This window comes from Paracoccus pacificus, assembly GCF_042680785.1.
Classification (GTDB): domain Bacteria; phylum Pseudomonadota; class Alphaproteobacteria; order Rhodobacterales; family Rhodobacteraceae; genus Paracoccus; species Paracoccus pacificus.
Window position 1 is genome coordinate 1 of sequence record NZ_JBHUEN010000018.1, and the last position, 14,823, is coordinate 14,823.

Genomic DNA, 14,823 nt, shown 5'->3' on the forward strand with positions numbered 1-14,823 from the left:
CGGGCGGTCGCAGTCCCCGCTTCAAGCCGCTGATCTCGTCCGTTCAGAGGAATTCAGTGAAAAATCGAGGTGCCCCTGTGTCTCGTCACCCACGAAAAGCCCGACGGCGACACCGGCCTTGCTGCCGGCGTCGATGACCCGCTGGATGGCGGCGTCCAGCTCGGCCGAGGGAAAGCCGACGCCCAGCGATTGCGACAGGTCGGCCGGGCCGATGAACAGCACGTCCACATCGGGGTGGGCGGCGATCTGGTCCAGTTGGTCCAGCGCCGAGGCGTCCTCGATCTGCACCATGGTGACACTGGTCCGATCGCTGTGATCGCGGTATTCGGTCAGCCCCATGCCGCCATAATTCCCCGCCCGGGGCGAGGACGAGATGCCGCGTGCGCCATGGGCGAATTTCACCGCAGCGCAGACCGCGTCGGTGCGGGCGCGGTCGGCGACATGCGGCACCATGACCCCGGTCAGCCCCAGATCCAGCAGCGGCGCGATCCAGTCGGTCGACGCCCCCCAGCGCCGCGACAGCAGCGGCAGACCCGTCGCCCGCGCCGCCAGCGACAAAAGGTCCATGTCGGAAATGCCGATCGGCGCGTGCTCCTGATCGGCCACGGCGAAATCAAGGCCGGCGCGGCCCAGAATCTCGACCAGCTGAACCGCCGGGGTCTTGATGAAGGTGCCGATCACGGTTTCGCCGGCGCGGATGCGGTCACGCAGGGCGTCGCTCATGCCGCGAGGCCCACCAGCTCGGCCCCGGTGGTCGAGGTCATCTTGCGCACATCGTCGTCGCTGTATCCCAGTTCCAGCAGCATGGCGATGATCTGACGCATGCCCTCGGCTGGATCGGGGTTCTTCATCTGGCCCAGGTCCGAACCGAAGAAGGTATGATCGACCCCGGCGGCGTCAACGACCGATTTCAGATGGTCCTCGTCAAAGATCTTGAAGGTCGATTCCACGAACATGCAGATCGAATGTTCCATCTTCACGCCCATCCCCACCAGCGCGGTGATGTCCTGAAACGAGCATTCGTTGACATAGGTGGGATGGTTCAGGAACAGGCGCTTGACGCCGCGCGCGCGGGCTTCCTCATAGAACGGGAACAGCTCGCTGACATGGTGGTGCCCGCCCGAGACGACGGCGTCGGCCTCGGCGATCAGGTCGAGGATCTGCTTGACCTCGTCGCGGACCACGCCATTGTCGTCGGTCAGGGTCAGCGGGATCGGGGCGACGGTCTTGCGGGTGTTCTGCGGGAACTTGAAGCCGGGCTTGCTGGCCTCGTGATCCATGTGGTTCTTGGCATGCGCGGTCGCCATCCAGACGACGCGCGCGCCCTGCTTCAACGCGTAATCGACGGCCGAGGGGTTCAGCCCGCCCAGGGGATTGTTCAGCACGATCGAGCCGATGGCTTCGGCCTTGAAGCCAAGATTGTCGTTGATCAGCTTGGTGATCGGCATGGTCGGATAATAGTGATCCTTCAAAAGGATCGCGCGCATGCCCTGTTCGTCGGCCTGCCGCATCACCTCGATATGATCGACCTTGCGCGGATGCAGCGACGGACCGGAATGGATATGCAGATCCACCGCACCGTTCATCAGCGCGTCGATACGTTCTTTTTCGATTGCCATGGCTAATTCCTTTCGTGTTCAGCCCCGGCGCGCGGCGTCGGGAATAAAATTCCGCCAGACCTGATCGAGGACCGGCATCTCGGTGAATTTCCGTCTTGCGTCCGCGGCGCGACCGATCAGCCCGGCGGCGCTGGTGTCCTTGCGGATCAGGTAATCGTCCAGCTCGCGAACGGTCTTGGTGATCAGTCCGAAGCCGCGCATCATGACCGCCGACGAAAGTCCGACCGCCGAGGCCCCGGCCAGCATCATCCGCGCCACGTCGCCGCCCGATACCGCGCCGTTGATGCCGATCAGCGGTTGATCGGGGCCAAGTGCCGCGCGGGTTTCGGCAAGCCAGTGGCAGGTCAGTGGCAGATTCCAGAAGCCGCCGATGCCGCAGCTTGTGCCCAGCATCGGCGCCATGCTGTCCAGATCGGGCACCATGCCAAGCGCGCGACCCGCGATGACCACCGAGGCCGCGCCGGCCTTTACCGCCGCGCGGGACAGATCGGTCACCTTTTCGCTTTGGCCGGACAGCTTGACCCATACCGGGATCGAGACCGCTTCGGTGATCCCGGCGACGATCCGGCTGACGCGCGCGGGGTCAAGCTCGGTGCTGACGGCGCCTTTCTGGGCCTGGCTGGCGTAGGGGGTGCCGATGTTGAACTCCAGCACCCGCAGCCCGGCGTCCTGAACGGCGCGGGCGTTCGCGACGGCGGCCTCCATCCCGGACAGGATCAATGAGGGCACCAGCAGACAATCCGCCTGCCGGGCCTTTTGGTCCATGCGCACCGCCTGATCCAGCCAATCGCCGAAGGCCAGCGGATGCAGGCCCGAGCGGGTCAGCACCGTCGCGTCGCGGGGCGTGCCCTCCCCCCAGGGAAGAACCGTCCAGTCCGGCGACAGCGCGGCATATTCGGCCTGCGTCAACTGCCGCCGGGCGGCTTCGGATTCGTTGGTGGATTTCATCACCACGGCCCCGGCGCCGGCGTCGATCGCCGCGATGATCCCGGCGTCGCTGATCAGATGTTCGCCCGATGCGGCGATCACCGGATTCTTCAAACGCAGATCACCGACAAGAACGGAACGCCGATCGGACATCATCGCGCCCCCAGAAGCTCGGGCAGGATCAGCGAGATCTGCGGAAACAGCGCCACACAGGTCAGTACGATCAGCGCGATGCCGATCATCGGCAGCGCCTTCACCGCGATCTTTTCCATCGGCCGGCCGGTGACGCCCGCGATCACGAACAGGCACAGCCCGACCGGCGGCGTCACGAAGCCGACCAGCACGTTGAAGACGACCATCACCCCCAGATGCACCGGGTCCATGCCCAGCGTCTGGCCGATCGCCATCAGCGCCGGGACGGTCAGGATCAGGACGCCGATAGTGTCCAGAAACATCCCCATGAACAGCAGGATGATGTTCACCATCAGCAGGATGACGTATTTGTTGTCCGAGATCCCGGTCAGCAGCGCCACCGCCTTTTGCGGCAATTGCTCGATGGCAAAGATGAACCCGGCGACATTGGCGATGGCGATCAGGAAATAGATCGCGGCCGTGATCAGCGCGGTCGATACCAGCGCTTCTTTCAGGAACCGAAGGTTCATCGCCCGATACACGAAGGTCGCGACCAGAAGCGCGTAAAGGGCGGCCAGCGCGGCGGCCTCGGTCGCGGTGAAGATGCCGCCCCGGATGCCGACCACGATCAGGATCGGCAGGAACAGGACCGGGATCGCCTTGACGAAGCCCTGAAAGATCTCGGCCATCGACTGCCGTTCGGCGGTGGGATAGTTGCGCACCCGCGCGACCCAGACCGCATAGATCGACAACAGGATCGCCAGCATGAAGCCCGGCGCCAGCCCCGCTATCAGAAGCTGCGCGATCGAGGTGCCCGACAGCGCGCCATAGATGATCATCGCGATCGAGGGGGGCACCAGCGGCGCCATCAGCGAGGATACCGCGATCAGGCCGGCGGAATAATCGACGTCATAGCCCTGCCGCTTCATGTCGGGGACCATGACCGTGCCGATGGCGGCGGCATCGGCGGCGGCCGATCCGCTGACGCCGCCGAACAGGAAACAGCCCCAGATGGCGGTCAGCGACAAGCCGCCCCGGAACCGGCCGACGATGGAATTGGCGAACCCGATCAGCCGCCGGGTCAGCCCGCCCACATCCATGATGCTGCCGGCCAGCACGAACAGCGGAATTGCCAGCAGCACGAACATGTCCATGCCCGCCAGCATCCGCTGCGGCAGGACCAGCAGAAAGTTGGTCTGCCCGGTCATCACGAAATAGGCCAGCGCGCTGACGCCCAGCACGAAGGCGATGGGCATGCCGATCAGCAGCGTGATCAGAAAGGTGGTGCCAAGCCAGATCATAGCGCCTCCTCCGCGCCCATTGCATGGGCTTCGGCCGAGGGCTCTTTGGCGATGCCGAACAGTTCGTTCAGCGCGACGTGGATGGCCAGAAGCGCCGAGGCCACGACGATCGAGATGTGCACCCAGAACATCGAAATGTTCAGCGCCGTCGCCATCTGAAGGCGGGTGCCCCATGAAAAGATGAAGCCGTACCACATGATGACCGCCAGAAAGATCAGGACCAGAGCGGCCGACAGGATGTCGGCGCCCCGGCGCAGGGCGGGCGGCAGCTTTTCCACCACCAGCCGCATGCCCAGAAACTGCCCGCGGCTGTAGCTGATGCCGGCCCCCGCTGCGACGATCCACAGCATGAGGTAACGCATCAGCTCCTCGGACCAGTAAAGCGAGCTGCCGACGACATAGCGGAAATAGACCTGAAGCACCGCGACGATCAGGACTGCGGCGATACCGACGCAGCAAAAGGCCTCGATCGCGCCGGTATAGGCGCGCCACAATTTGCTCATAGGGGGTCCCCCAACGGCTGGTGGGTGGTTTCAGGCAGGGCCGTGCCGACCCTGCCAGCGGTCACGTCGTCACTGTGCGGGCGTAAGCGATCTGGCCTTTGCCGCGAAAGCCGCGATCAGCGGATCCGAATCCTCGTATTTCTTGACCACCGGCGCGAAGGCGGCGGCAAGCTCGGCCTTGAATTCGGGCGAGGGGGTGACGACAGGGATGTTCAGCTCTTCCAGGTGCTTCATGACCTTGGCGTCCAGTTCCTTCACCGCCATGATCTGCGGCTCGACGATTTCATCGGCGGCCTGCTTGATGGCGGCCTGCTGTTCGGGGGTCAGACCCTCGAACCGGGCCTTGTTGATCAGAACGAAGCTTGGCCAGAAATACTGACCTGTCAGGGTGACGCCCTTGGCGACTTCGTAATATTTCTCGCTTTCGATCGAGGTCAGGTTGATTTCGACCGCGTCCAGCGTGCCGGTTTCAAGCGCCGAATAAACCTCGCCATAGGCCATGGGGGTCGGGTTCACCCCGACCGCCTGCCAGGCGTCAAGGAACATGCGGTTCGGGGCCACGCGGGTTTTCAGTCCCTTCATGTCCGCGAGGCTTTCGACCGGCTTTTTCACCGTCATGAAATGCCGCAGCCCGCCATCGCTCAGCGACAGCGCGATCATGTTGTGGTCCTGCAGCTTGTCCATGATCGCCCGCGCCTCGTCCGATTTGGCCATGGTCACGAAGCTTTCGTAATCCGGGATCAGACCGGGCAATTGAAAGGCATCCACGGACGGAACCAGCGTCGCATAGGCCGAGGTCGAGTTGACCGTCATGTCGATAGTGCCGAACTGCACGCCTTCGGCGACTTCCTTGACGTCGCCCAACTGCCGCGCCGGATAGATGTCGACCTTCACGTCGCCGTTTGAAATCCGTTCGACCGCTTCCTTGAAGCGCACGGCGGTGTTGTGGATCGGGTGGGCTTCGAACACCGCATGGCCAAGGCGCAGGGTGACCGGATCGGCCATCGCGGTGGTGCCGGCCAGGATCGCGGCAGCACTCAGCATTCCAAGCGAAAAATATTTCATTGATTCCCCCTTTGATGTTCCCTATCAGAGAACGCTGTTCTCATATTGACGAAAGTCATGCGGTGAGTCAACATTTGAAAATCATGGAAGCTGACCACGCCCTTACCCAATCCGCCGCCCAGACCGTTCGCGCTGCCGATATGAGCCTGCGGATCTTGCAACATGTCGCCTTTGCGGATGTGCCGCAGGGGGTGACCCAGATCGCCAGTGCCGTCGGCATCGCCAAAGGCGCGGCCTACAAGCATCTGCGGACGCTGCTGGATCACGGGATGCTGGTTCAGGATCCGCTGACCTCGCATTACCGGCTGGGCCCGAAACTGTGGCTGATGGGGCAGCGCGCGCCGCAGGGACAGGCAATGTCCGAGATTTCGCAACCCCTGATGCGCAAGGTCCGCGACGAACTGGGGCTGGCGGTGGTGCTAAGCTCTCCCACCAAAAGCTCGGCCTTTGTTCTGGCCACCTTCAGCAGCAATCAGGCAATCGACATCGGCGTCAAGCCGGGCAGTAACCTGCAACTGCATTGCTCGGCGCAGGGCAAGATCTTTCTGGCCTATGACGCGCATCTACGCGAATCGCTGAAGGATCCGCTGCCCAGGGTCACCGCCAACACCATCACCGACCGCAGCGCGCTTATGGCCGAGCTGGAGCAGATCCGGCGCCAGGGCTATGCCGTCGCCCCCGAGGAGGTTTTGCTGGGCATCAACGCCCTTGCGGCGCCGATTTTCGACCGCAGCGGCGCCTTGGTCGGCAGCATCGGCCTGATCGGCTCGATCGGGCAATTGGGCGCGGTGCCCACGGAACGGCAACTGACCTTGCTGCGTGAATTGACGCAGACGATCTCCAAGCGGCTATAGGGCAGGGCGGCGTTCCATCCGGTACTGTTGCCGCCATGGGCGGGAAGGGTGCCGGGGTGGGGGGATCTGGAGCGGGTGAAGGGAATCGAACCCTCGTATTCAGCTTGGGAAGCTGCTGCTCTACCATTGAGCTACACCCGCGATGACGCCGCACTAGCCGACCGTGCGGGATGCGTCAAGTGCGGGCGGCAACGCCGCCGGCGACCCGGCTCAGCGCAGCCCCATTTCGGCAAGGGCGGCGGCGATCGCGGGGGGCAGGCTCTCCTCGGTCTCGCGGCCCGCCGGCAGGTCGGGCGGTGCATCGTCCGCCGACAGATAGCGCCAGCCCTGAAACGGGCGCCGCGGCACGGCCATCACCCGGACCAGCGTCGGGTCCAGCCGAATCGCGCAACGGTTGATCCCGTCCTCGCCGGTGACCTGATCCAGCCCGATGATCCGCTGGCGCGCCGACATGACCCCTTTGAACACCCAGTAAAGCGAGCCGCCGGCCAGGATTTCGTCGGCGCGCCGGGGCCACATGCGCGTGACATGCGTCGCCGTGCCGCCGCCCCAGCGGCTGGCGATCCAGCGTTCCAGATCGGCGGGGCTGTCCGCGCCCACGCATAGTTTTGCAAGGTGTACAAAGGTCATGGCACGACCCTAATATGCGGGCGCGCCGGTGACCAGCGTCGCACGACGGGCGGCCGTGCGGTCATCACCGCGGCAGGCGTCCGCGGCCCTGCTGCAACGTCGCCCAGTCGGGCCACATGCCCAGTTTCTCCAGCCCGACCAGCAACAGCGCGACGGCGATGATGCCCAGCACCAGAATCACCATCCGCGTCGAGGGCGGGCGGCGTGCCCAACGGGATGCGCGCAGCAACCAAATCAAGTTTCCCATCTTCACCTCTGCCCATCAGCCTTGCATTTTAGCCTGCGATTTTCCAAACCGGAGCCAAAGCTGAACCGGAAAGACCAGTTGCCTAGCCACGACGAAACCCGCGAACTGCCCTATCGGGCGCGACAGATGTATGATCTGGTCGCCGATGTTGAAAGCTATCCCCGGTTTTTACCGTGGAATTCGGCCGCCCGGATCAGGACGCGCCATGCCGGCCCCGACGGATCCGAGATCATCGAGGCGGATCTGGTGATCAGCTTCAAGGTGTTTCGCGAACGTTTCGGTAGTCGCGTGACGCTGTGGCCCGAGGATCTGCGCATCGACACCGAATATCTGGACGGTCCGTTCCGCTATCTGCGGGGCGGCTGGAAATTCACCGATCTGGCCGGGGGTGGGTGCCGGGTAGATTTCCACGTCGATTTCGAGTTTCGGAACGCGATCCTGCAAAAAGTCATCGGCATGGTCTTTGGCGAAGCGATGAGCCGCATCGTCCGCGCCTTCGAGGCCCGCGCCGGCGAACTTTACGGCTGACCCCCGCGTCCCCCCTTGCCCCGCCCGCCGCCAGCCGCTAATCCGCCCCGGTCGGAGGAGTGGCAGAGTGGTCTAATGCACCGGTCTTGAAAACCGACGTGGGGGCAACTCCACCGTGGGTTCGAATCCCACCTCCTCCGCCAGACACCGCCGATTCCCCTCTATGATGCGATATTGCCGTCAATTGCCGTATCATCGCCAAGTGGCAATGAGCCGCCGATTGCAGCCGTTTCCGCGCTACAGCTTACCAATTATACCAGCGGTTCGGTTGGGGACGAAAGGTTGTCAACAAGGCACTCTACAGACTCTTTACTCATCTCCTTGATGCTCGGGATGCTGAATAGTTAAGTTCCGCACATAGCCGCCGAGGCGAGCGTCTCCCCAATCCGACCGGTCCAGCGATACCCGCACGCTATCGACTACCAAGGCTCCGGGCTCGGAGGATTGAGCGCGCATGTAGATCGTCGCCGCCCGATCAGCGTCAAAAGCCTTAGCCAACAGGGTCAAAGCGCGTTCATCGAAGGCCTGCTGCGACTCTTGCGTGTCGTTCTGGTTCGAGCCATCCAGTGCAAGCCGCAGCCGCGTCACGGCACGCTCATTGCCGGTTAGGTAGTAGGAAATCCGATCCGCCAGCACTTTGTCATTCAGTTTCACCGATGGAATGTGCGAGAACCACTCCCATTGTGTGCGGTGATAGTCGTCGGTGACGAGGCCGTACTCTTCGAGAAATAGCCGCGCTGCGTACGGCGACCAACCTTCGGCGCGCGTAACAGTGGGCGGGTTCTTTTCAGCCTCGAAGAGCCGCTTGATTTCCCGGATGGCCTCTTTGATGCCCTGCTTCTCGGCAATTTCGCGCACACGAATATCCCGCGCGAGACGTTTCACCCCGTCAATATTGCAGCCGAACGCGAACAGAGCGCGCCATCGCGCATAGCGTACGATGGTAGCCTGCTCTGGCCTCATCTGTAAATAGATGAAGGCTTCCTCGTAGGCCATAAAGACCGCGAGTAAAAAAATGAACGGAATGAACATGAGCCAGAGCAGCAAGGGCAACCCGAACTCACGTAACGTGTTCAATGACCAGAATTCAGTAATGCTTGCGGCAACCAACCAATAGCTGAAGCCGAGGACAATGAGCCCTGTGAGCATCTGGAGCCCGCGAAGCAGTTTCAGCACTCGTGGCACGCCGGGTTTGTCAGTCTGGTGTTCGCCAACAACTATTAGGAGAGTGAGAAACGCCAGCGCCGGTAGCATTAGCAGTTCGACCCAGAGTGGGAAGCTCACCAACTCGGCAATGAACATGAGGACGGCAGAGAGCGTGAAGGCATCGCGCACCAGCTTGCGTAGCGCATGCGGCTTATCTTTAAGCTGCTGGGCTTCGAAGACGCTGGTAAAACCAACTGTCAGCCACCAAAGCAGGGTCGATTTGAGATTGGGCCAGTCCCAAAAATTCAGCCATGCGAGCAGCCAGACACAAGCCGCCACGTAGAGGGACATGAGCAGCCAGAGCTGCGCAAGCTTAGGCATAAAGAAGGCACGCACGACATTAAAGGCGAGAGGCCGCCCCGTTTTCCACAGAAGCACGGCGGCCAGTAAAAGGAAAAGATAAAATAGGACGGCAATCTCTCGATTGCTCAGGTCGAATCCGAAACTGGCCAATGTGCAGGACATATCTATTTAAACCGCGCCCCGCGCGAGGCGGCAGCCAATAACACCCCACGAAGCGCGGCGATCTGCTTGATGCTTCAATGCTTCAGCCGCGCCTGATCGTTCCAGCCGCCGCGATCATTCGGCTTTGCTTTTGCGGCGGGCGAATGCGGACGGTATCACCATGCCGGCCGCCGCCACCACGCCGATCTTGACCAGATCGCCCAGCACGAAGGGCAGCAAGCCGACGGCGAGCAACTGGCCGGCGGGAACGTATAGGGCAAGCCATGCCAGGCCGATCGCATAGACCGGCACCATTCCGGCCAGCATCGCGCCAACCCGTCCAAGCGTGCCTTTCCCGGCCGCCAGCATGCCGACCAGCCAAGAGGCGATCAGATAGCCCAGAAGATATCCGCCGGTCGGGCCGACCATATAGGCAAGACCGATGCCGCGCTCGGGTGAGCCTGCGAACACCGGCAGCCCGACGGCGCCCGCCGCCAGATAGGTGAGGAAGATCGAAACCGCGATGCGCGGCCCGAATGCCACGGCGAACGCCATGACGGCCAAAGTGTGCAAGGTCATCGGAACCGGCCAGAACGGGATCTGCACCTTGGCGGCGAGCGCCATCAGCGCCGCGCCGGCGATGATCGTCAGCCCGTTGCGGGCCGACAGCGCCAGCCGGCTTTCCATGGGTTTCGTGGCGGCGTTGCTCATGCGGCCTCTCCTTCAGGGTCAAATTATAGATAATTTATGGAAGCTATCGCTAAAGTAATCCACAGAAATGCGGTCATGGCAATAGCCATGCGTAAGGCACCACTTTGGGCCATGCGCCTGACACGCAACGGCCGCCTATTTCGGGCTCTTTTGCCCGATGGTCTGAACATGCCGCGCAAGCAGCGAGACCGCCGTTTCGGACTGTCCGGCCCGCAGCGCGTCCAGAATGGCGCGGTGGTCGCGGTCGGTCGGCGCCTCCCATTCGGCACGCCAGCCAGAGAACAGGAACCGGGCGCTGGCGGTATGCAGATCGTCGATCGCCCGGAGCAGACGCGGCATGCCGCAAGGGGTCAGGATGATGCGGTGGAAATTGCGATTGGCGTCCTCCCACGCCCGAACGTCACGGGCGCGATTCCCCGCGCGGCTGGCTTCCTCGGCCTGATCGAGGATGGCTTTGGTCAGATGCGAAACGGCATTGCGCAAAGCCAGGGTTTCCAGCGCGGCGCGCATCTCGGCAACCTCGCGCACCTCGTCCAGACCGAAGCCTGCGACACGCACGCCCCGACGCGGCTCACTGACGACCAGCCCTTGCGATTCCAGACGCCGGAAAGCCTCGCGCACCGGGACGTGGCTCGCGCCGAACTCATCGGCGATGTGGTCCTGACGCAGTTTCGCACCCGCCGCGATCTCGCCCGCGATGATGCGGCTGGCGAGGGTCCTGCTGATCTGCGCGGCGATCGTGTCTGATTTTGCGGTCGTCATGGTTTTATAGATAATTCACCAAGGACAGGAACGTCGACCCCAAATTCTTTTGCCGCAAATGTGGATCTTGGTTACTTTGGCTTCGGGTCAACTGAAATCAAACGCAATCCAACACCCCCTCAAACTGGGCCCGCCGCATTCTGGTGCCCCGTCCACACCGCGACGCGTGGCCCCGCCCATCTGCGAACCCCACCCGCCCCTCACGTATTGACATGCACCACCACCGACAGCCCGGGCGAGAGGTATTGTGACCGCTCCTGGCCGGGGTCGATGGATATGCGGACCGGCAGGCGCTGGGCGATCTTGGTGAAATTGCCGGTGGCGTTGGTTGCGGACAGCAGGCTGAATTCGGAGGCGGTCGCGGGCGAATAGGATTCCACCCGTCCGGTGAATGTCTGATCGTCAAGCGCATCGACGGTGAAGGTCACCGGCTGGCCGAGCTTCATCCCATGCAGGCCGGTCTCGTTGAAATTGGCGATGATCCAGACGTCCTTGCCGACATGCGACACCAGCGCCGTGCCGGCGGTGACATATTGCCCGACGCGGACCGCAACCTGACCCAGCCGCCCGTCCGCCGGCGCCCGGATCACCGTGTTGTCAAGGTCGATCCGGGCCAGTTGGACGGCGGCCTCGGCGCTGGCGATATTGGCCGTCGCGGTTGAGATCTGGGTCGTTGCGCTGTTGATGTTCTCGCGCTGCACATCCAGCGCCGCCTGGGCCTGACCGACCGCCGAGGCCGCGGTCTGAAGCGCCAGTCCGGATTGTTCGGCCGCCGCCTGCGTGGCCACGCCGCGGGATTGCAGGGCGCGGGTGCGGGCGTCGTCCGACTGCGCGGTCGTCAGCCCCGAACGGGCGGCGGCGAGGGCGGATTCATCGGCGCGGCGCACCGCCTCGGCCGATTGCACGTTCTGCCGCGAGACGGCGAGCGCCGCCCTTGCGGCTTCCAGCGCCGCCTCGGCCTGTGCCAGCTTCTGGCGATAGATCCGGTCGTCCAGCCGCGCGATCACGTCGCCCGCCGCCACGGTCTGGAAATCGGTGACCTCGACCGAGGCGACATAGCCCGACAGTTGCGGTGCAACGGTGGTGACCTTGCCGCGCACATAGGCGTTTTCGGTGGTGGGTTCGGCCGGTGCGAATGGCGGCAAATGCCACGCAAACAGCAGCAGCAGGACGCCGGCAATACCGATCAGGGTGGCGATCAACGTGGGCAGGATATTCGTCTTGGTCATGTCGCGGTCTCGGGTTGGGGGGCGGCCGTGCGGGTTGCAATACGGGCGGCCAGCCAGTCGCGCAGAAGGTGCAGAAGCAATGCGGCCCCTGCCACGACGGCGATAAGGAAAGTCAAAAAATACAGATCGTTATAAGCCATCACATAGGCCTGATTGGCGGTGTCCCGGGCCAGCGAGGATACCGCCTGCGCGCGGCGCAGCATCGCGTCCGGCGCCTGCGGGGCAAGTGCTGCCATCCGCCCGGCGATGTCGGACATGACGGCGGGCGCGGTCAGTTGCAACTGCTCGGCCAGCACCTGCTGGTGCATCGCCTCGCGCCAGTTGATCAGGGTGGTGAACCCGCCCGAGCCGATGACACCGCCAATCGACTGGGTCGACAGAAAGACGATCACGAAGGACAGCAGGTAATTCGGCCCCTTGCGCATGGCCGCACCAAGCCCGGCCAGCATCGCGGGCGCCATGAACAGCATGCCCGAAAACCCGATCAGCGCCTGACTGACGATCATCTGCGCGGGGCGGGTGTCGACGGTCGAATGCATGTCCATCCACGCGCCGCCGGCAATCAGCCCGAGTGCGACCAGATGGAAGGCCGGCAACCGCTGCGGGGTCATCCACGCGACGCAGGCCAGCGCGCCCATCACATTGGCCACAAGGATCACCGCGAACAACCCGGTCATCTGCGACGGCGCCACGCCCAGCATCTGGAACATCCGCGGGCCGCCGGTGCTTTGCTCGGACAGGATCAGGCGGAACAGGAACAGGGTGATGGTCAGGTGCACGATCTCGGGCGAGGCCAGCCAGCGCACGTCGAACAAGGGCGCCTTGCGGTGCAGCTCGATCATCACGACCAGCGTCAGCGCCGTCACGGCGGCGACCAGCACCCAGCCGATCCAGTTCTGGGCGGTCCACCAATAGATCGGCCCCATGACAAAGGCGATGATGATGCCGCCAAAGCCGATTCCGATCAGCAGGACGCTGATGAAATCCACGCCCTGAATGACCTTCTGGCGCGCCACCGTGGTCAGCGGCAGGATAAAGACCAGCGCCAGCGACGCCATGGCCAGCCCGAGTGCTGTCAGGTGGATCCATGTCAATCCGCCGTCCCCGATCAGGACGGGCGAGATCACCCGCGACAGAACCGGGCCGGCCGATATGGCGCAAAGCGCGACCGGCAGGCCAAAGCGCATTTTCCACGCCGGGCTTAGCGGCTCCATCATGTACAGAAATGCCAGCGATGACAGCGGTGCCGCGGCGATGCCGGAAAGCGCCTGCACCACGACCGCCGAGCGAAGATCCGACATCCATACCGCCAAGAAGGAAACCAGCAGATAGGCGATGATGCCAATTTCGGCAAAACGGCGCAGGCCGTACTGGGTGCGGATCTTGATCAGCATCACCGGCAGGACCGCGCGCGGAATCATATAGACGACGGTCAGCCAGCTTGCATCGGTCGTGCTGACCCCCAGATCGCCGGCGATCTGCGCGACGTTCACCGAAACGAAGCCCTGTCCCAGCCCCTGGGTCACCGCCAGAAGGATCGAGGCGAATACATAAAGCACGCCGCGATGCAGCGGCATGCCCGACGGCGGCGCGGGCGTTGGGGCCGGCGTGGTGGCCGGCGGCGCGGCCGGCGCGGTCCGATCGCTCATGGCTTGTTCAGCCTCGCGGCATTTTCGGCAATGCGGTCCAGCACCGCCGCCAGCCGGGATTGGTCTTCTTCGGAAATGCCGTCCAGAACCTGCACGCGCGTATCCAGCATGAATTTGCCGATGCGCGAGGCGCGGCTTTTCTCGGTCAGGAACAGCGCGCGTTTGCGGGCGTCGTCATCCATGCCGCGACGCTCGATAAAACCAGCCGCCTCAAGCGCGTCGATCTGCCGCTTGAGGGTCGGGGCCTCGATCTCCAGCGCCGCGGCAAGCTCGGCCTGGGTCACGCCCTCTTTCTGGGACAGGGTGGTGATCACCCGGGCCCGCGACATGGTCAGACCCAGTTCGGTGGCGCTTTGATCATAATGACGGCGCAGTTCGCGCATGGCGCGAAGCAGGGATTTGAAAAATACCGAATCTTCCATTGAAAGCATGCTAACTAATTGCGAAGCTAAGCACGTAGCATGCTTGCATGATGGTTTCAAGACCGGGGCGAGCGGTTCCGATCAGGCGTTGCCGCGACACCGGGGCAGGCGCCCGCGCGGCAACTCGCGGCGACGAAAATGTTAACTTTGCCATATCCCGGGGGGCTATTCGTCAGCGCAAAAAATGCTAGTTTCCGACAAACTTTCGCCGCAGGGTTAGGTTCAGGCCTCATAGCCAATAGATTACGGTTGCAGCGCGTGCGATGGCGGAGAGGAAAACTTTCGGACATCGCTCATTGCGGGTCGCTACACGCCTCCAATCCTTGAGGCGTCCGAACATGATCTCGATGCGGTTACGCCGGTTGTAGCGCCGCTTGTCGTATTTCACGATCTTCTAGTGCTGCTTGCGGCCCGGAATGCAGGCATGTATCCCTTTGTCTTGCAAGCCTCTCTGAACCAGTCCGCGTCATAGCCCCGGTCCCCGAGCATCCGGTTTACCTTCGGCAGGCTGGACAGGAGTGCCCGCGCACCAATGTAGTCGCTGACCTGTCCGGCAGTGACAAACAGGTCGAGCGGAGGCGGCGACGGGGCCAC

The 14,823-nt window shown here is 63.2% G+C and carries 16 protein-coding genes, 2 tRNA genes and 1 pseudogene; 3 read left to right on the forward strand and 16 right to left on the reverse strand.

Features of this window, described 5'->3' with window-relative positions; translation table 11 throughout:
* Positions 1 to 21: 21 nt before the first annotated feature.
* The 6 genes from ACFSCT_RS06485 to ACFSCT_RS06510 all read right to left on the reverse strand — a co-directional run bounded on the left by ACFSCT_RS06485 (position 22) and on the right by ACFSCT_RS06510 (position 5,547).
* Complete coding sequence (locus tag ACFSCT_RS06485; protein ID WP_379141149.1) at positions 22 to 723, reverse strand: HpcH/HpaI aldolase family protein; 702 nt, start codon at positions 721 to 723, stop codon at positions 22 to 24.
* Positions 720 to 1,619 (reverse strand): DUF6282 family protein, encoded by a 900-nt coding sequence (locus ACFSCT_RS06490; protein WP_379141151.1) that lies wholly within the window; start codon positions 1,617 to 1,619, stop codon positions 720 to 722. The genes ACFSCT_RS06485 and ACFSCT_RS06490 overlap by 4 nt, the downstream gene beginning before the upstream one ends.
* An 18-nt stretch (positions 1,620 to 1,637) precedes the next feature.
* Entirely contained in the window at positions 1,638 to 2,699 is a 1,062-nt protein-coding gene (locus tag ACFSCT_RS06495; protein WP_379141154.1) for a tRNA-dihydrouridine synthase, read from the reverse strand.
* Complete coding sequence (locus ACFSCT_RS06500) at positions 2,699 to 3,979, reverse strand: TRAP transporter large permease (protein WP_379141156.1); 1,281 nt, start codon at positions 3,977 to 3,979, stop codon at positions 2,699 to 2,701. The genes ACFSCT_RS06495 and ACFSCT_RS06500 overlap by 1 nt, the downstream gene beginning before the upstream one ends.
* The gene (locus tag ACFSCT_RS06505) at positions 3,976 to 4,482 is read right to left on the reverse strand and encodes a TRAP transporter small permease (protein ID WP_379141159.1); all 507 of its coding nucleotides are present in this window, start codon (positions 4,480 to 4,482) and stop codon (positions 3,976 to 3,978) included. The genes ACFSCT_RS06500 and ACFSCT_RS06505 overlap by 4 nt, the downstream gene beginning before the upstream one ends.
* 69 nt (positions 4,483 to 4,551) lie before the next feature.
* Entirely contained in the window at positions 4,552 to 5,547 is a 996-nt protein-coding gene (locus tag ACFSCT_RS06510) for a TRAP transporter substrate-binding protein (protein WP_379141161.1), read from the reverse strand.
* An 83-nt stretch (positions 5,548 to 5,630) separates the two neighbouring features.
* On the opposite strand from ACFSCT_RS06510, the gene ACFSCT_RS06515 reads away from it, so the two are divergent.
* The gene (locus ACFSCT_RS06515; RefSeq protein ID WP_379141163.1) at positions 5,631 to 6,401 is read left to right on the forward strand and encodes an IclR family transcriptional regulator; all 771 of its coding nucleotides are present in this window, start codon (positions 5,631 to 5,633) and stop codon (positions 6,399 to 6,401) included.
* A gap of 67 nt (positions 6,402 to 6,468) precedes the next feature.
* On the opposite strand, the gene ACFSCT_RS06520 is transcribed toward ACFSCT_RS06515, so the two are convergent.
* From ACFSCT_RS06520 to ACFSCT_RS06530, 3 genes are all read right to left on the reverse strand, one after another.
* Positions 6,469 to 6,542: transfer RNA gene (locus ACFSCT_RS06520), tRNA-Gly, on the reverse strand.
* A gap of 69 nt (positions 6,543 to 6,611) precedes the next feature.
* On the reverse strand, positions 6,612 to 7,031 hold the full coding sequence (locus ACFSCT_RS06525) for a DUF1489 family protein (protein WP_379141165.1): 420 nt from the start codon (positions 7,029 to 7,031) through the stop codon (positions 6,612 to 6,614).
* A gap of 64 nt (positions 7,032 to 7,095) precedes the next feature.
* Positions 7,096 to 7,278: a hypothetical protein gene (locus ACFSCT_RS06530; protein WP_379141168.1), complete on the reverse strand. Its 183-nt coding sequence runs from the start codon at positions 7,276 to 7,278 to the stop codon at positions 7,096 to 7,098.
* Between the two features lie 78 nt (positions 7,279 to 7,356).
* Between ACFSCT_RS06530 and ACFSCT_RS06535 the strand changes: the two genes are divergently transcribed.
* Together ACFSCT_RS06535 and ACFSCT_RS06540 are read left to right on the forward strand one after the other, a co-directional pair.
* The gene (locus ACFSCT_RS06535) at positions 7,357 to 7,806 is read left to right on the forward strand and encodes a type II toxin-antitoxin system RatA family toxin (protein ID WP_379141169.1); all 450 of its coding nucleotides are present in this window, start codon (positions 7,357 to 7,359) and stop codon (positions 7,804 to 7,806) included.
* A 53-nt stretch (positions 7,807 to 7,859) separates the two neighbouring features.
* Positions 7,860 to 7,949, forward strand: a tRNA-Ser gene (locus ACFSCT_RS06540).
* Between the two features lie 166 nt (positions 7,950 to 8,115).
* On the opposite strand, the gene ACFSCT_RS06545 is transcribed toward ACFSCT_RS06540, so the two are convergent.
* The 7 genes and pseudogenes from ACFSCT_RS06545 to ACFSCT_RS06575 all read right to left on the reverse strand — a co-directional run.
* Positions 8,116 to 9,465 carry a hypothetical protein gene (locus tag ACFSCT_RS06545; protein WP_379141171.1) on the reverse strand — a complete coding sequence of 450 codons (1,350 nt, stop codon included), beginning with the start codon at positions 9,463 to 9,465 and terminating at the stop codon, positions 8,116 to 8,118.
* 126 nt (positions 9,466 to 9,591) lie between these two features.
* Complete coding sequence (locus ACFSCT_RS06550; protein ID WP_379141173.1) at positions 9,592 to 10,167, reverse strand: biotin transporter BioY; 576 nt, start codon at positions 10,165 to 10,167, stop codon at positions 9,592 to 9,594.
* Between the two features lie 135 nt (positions 10,168 to 10,302).
* Positions 10,303 to 10,929 carry a GntR family transcriptional regulator gene (locus tag ACFSCT_RS06555; RefSeq protein WP_379141175.1) on the reverse strand — a complete coding sequence of 209 codons (627 nt, stop codon included), beginning with the start codon at positions 10,927 to 10,929 and terminating at the stop codon, positions 10,303 to 10,305.
* A gap of 200 nt (positions 10,930 to 11,129) precedes the next feature.
* On the reverse strand, positions 11,130 to 12,158 hold the full coding sequence (locus ACFSCT_RS06560) for an HlyD family secretion protein (protein ID WP_379141177.1): 1,029 nt from the start codon (positions 12,156 to 12,158) through the stop codon (positions 11,130 to 11,132).
* Positions 12,155 to 13,807 carry an efflux MFS transporter permease gene (locus ACFSCT_RS06565; protein WP_379141179.1) on the reverse strand — a complete coding sequence of 551 codons (1,653 nt, stop codon included), beginning with the start codon at positions 13,805 to 13,807 and terminating at the stop codon, positions 12,155 to 12,157. The genes ACFSCT_RS06560 and ACFSCT_RS06565 overlap by 4 nt, the downstream gene beginning before the upstream one ends.
* A complete protein-coding gene (locus tag ACFSCT_RS06570; RefSeq protein WP_379141181.1) occupies positions 13,804 to 14,229 on the reverse strand; it encodes a MarR family winged helix-turn-helix transcriptional regulator in 426 nt (141 codons plus the stop codon). Before ACFSCT_RS06570 ends, ACFSCT_RS06565 begins: the two co-directional genes overlap by 4 nt.
* 229 nt (positions 14,230 to 14,458) lie before the next feature.
* Positions 14,459 to 14,796: pseudogene (locus tag ACFSCT_RS06575) on the reverse strand (transposase); the annotation flags it as partial.
* Between the last annotated feature and the right edge of the window lie 27 nt (positions 14,797 to 14,823).

Bases quoted from the DNA above. Each gene is read 5' to 3' on its own strand.
- ACFSCT_RS06495 (WP_379141154.1), bottom strand. From the start codon at position 2,699: ATGTCCGATCGGCGTTCCGTTCTTGTCGGTGATCTGCGTTTGAAGAAT.
- ACFSCT_RS06500 (WP_379141156.1), bottom strand. From the start codon at position 3,979: ATGATCTGGCTTGGCACCACCTTTCTGATCACGCTGCTGATCGGCATG.
- ACFSCT_RS06490 (WP_379141151.1), bottom strand. From the start codon at position 1,619: ATGGCAATCGAAAAAGAACGTATCGACGCGCTGATGAACGGTGCGGTG.
- ACFSCT_RS06555 (WP_379141175.1), bottom strand. From the start codon at position 10,929: ATGACGACCGCAAAATCAGACACGATCGCCGCGCAGATCAGCAGGACC.
- ACFSCT_RS06560 (WP_379141177.1), bottom strand. From the start codon at position 12,158: ATGACCAAGACGAATATCCTGCCCACGTTGATCGCCACCCTGATCGGT.
- ACFSCT_RS06505 (WP_379141159.1), bottom strand. From the start codon at position 4,482: ATGAGCAAATTGTGGCGCGCCTATACCGGCGCGATCGAGGCCTTTTGC.
- ACFSCT_RS06510 (WP_379141161.1), bottom strand. From the start codon at position 5,547: ATGAAATATTTTTCGCTTGGAATGCTGAGTGCTGCCGCGATCCTGGCC.
- ACFSCT_RS06565 (WP_379141179.1), bottom strand. From the start codon at position 13,807: ATGAGCGATCGGACCGCGCCGGCCGCGCCGCCGGCCACCACGCCGGCC.
- ACFSCT_RS06515 (WP_379141163.1), top strand. From the start codon at position 5,631: ATGGAAGCTGACCACGCCCTTACCCAATCCGCCGCCCAGACCGTTCGC.
- ACFSCT_RS06530 (WP_379141168.1), bottom strand. From the start codon at position 7,278: ATGGGAAACTTGATTTGGTTGCTGCGCGCATCCCGTTGGGCACGCCGC.
- ACFSCT_RS06525 (WP_379141165.1), bottom strand. From the start codon at position 7,031: ATGACCTTTGTACACCTTGCAAAACTATGCGTGGGCGCGGACAGCCCC.
- ACFSCT_RS06570 (WP_379141181.1), bottom strand. From the start codon at position 14,229: ATGGAAGATTCGGTATTTTTCAAATCCCTGCTTCGCGCCATGCGCGAA.
- ACFSCT_RS06485 (WP_379141149.1), bottom strand. From the start codon at position 723: ATGAGCGACGCCCTGCGTGACCGCATCCGCGCCGGCGAAACCGTGATC.
- ACFSCT_RS06550 (WP_379141173.1), bottom strand. From the start codon at position 10,167: ATGAGCAACGCCGCCACGAAACCCATGGAAAGCCGGCTGGCGCTGTCG.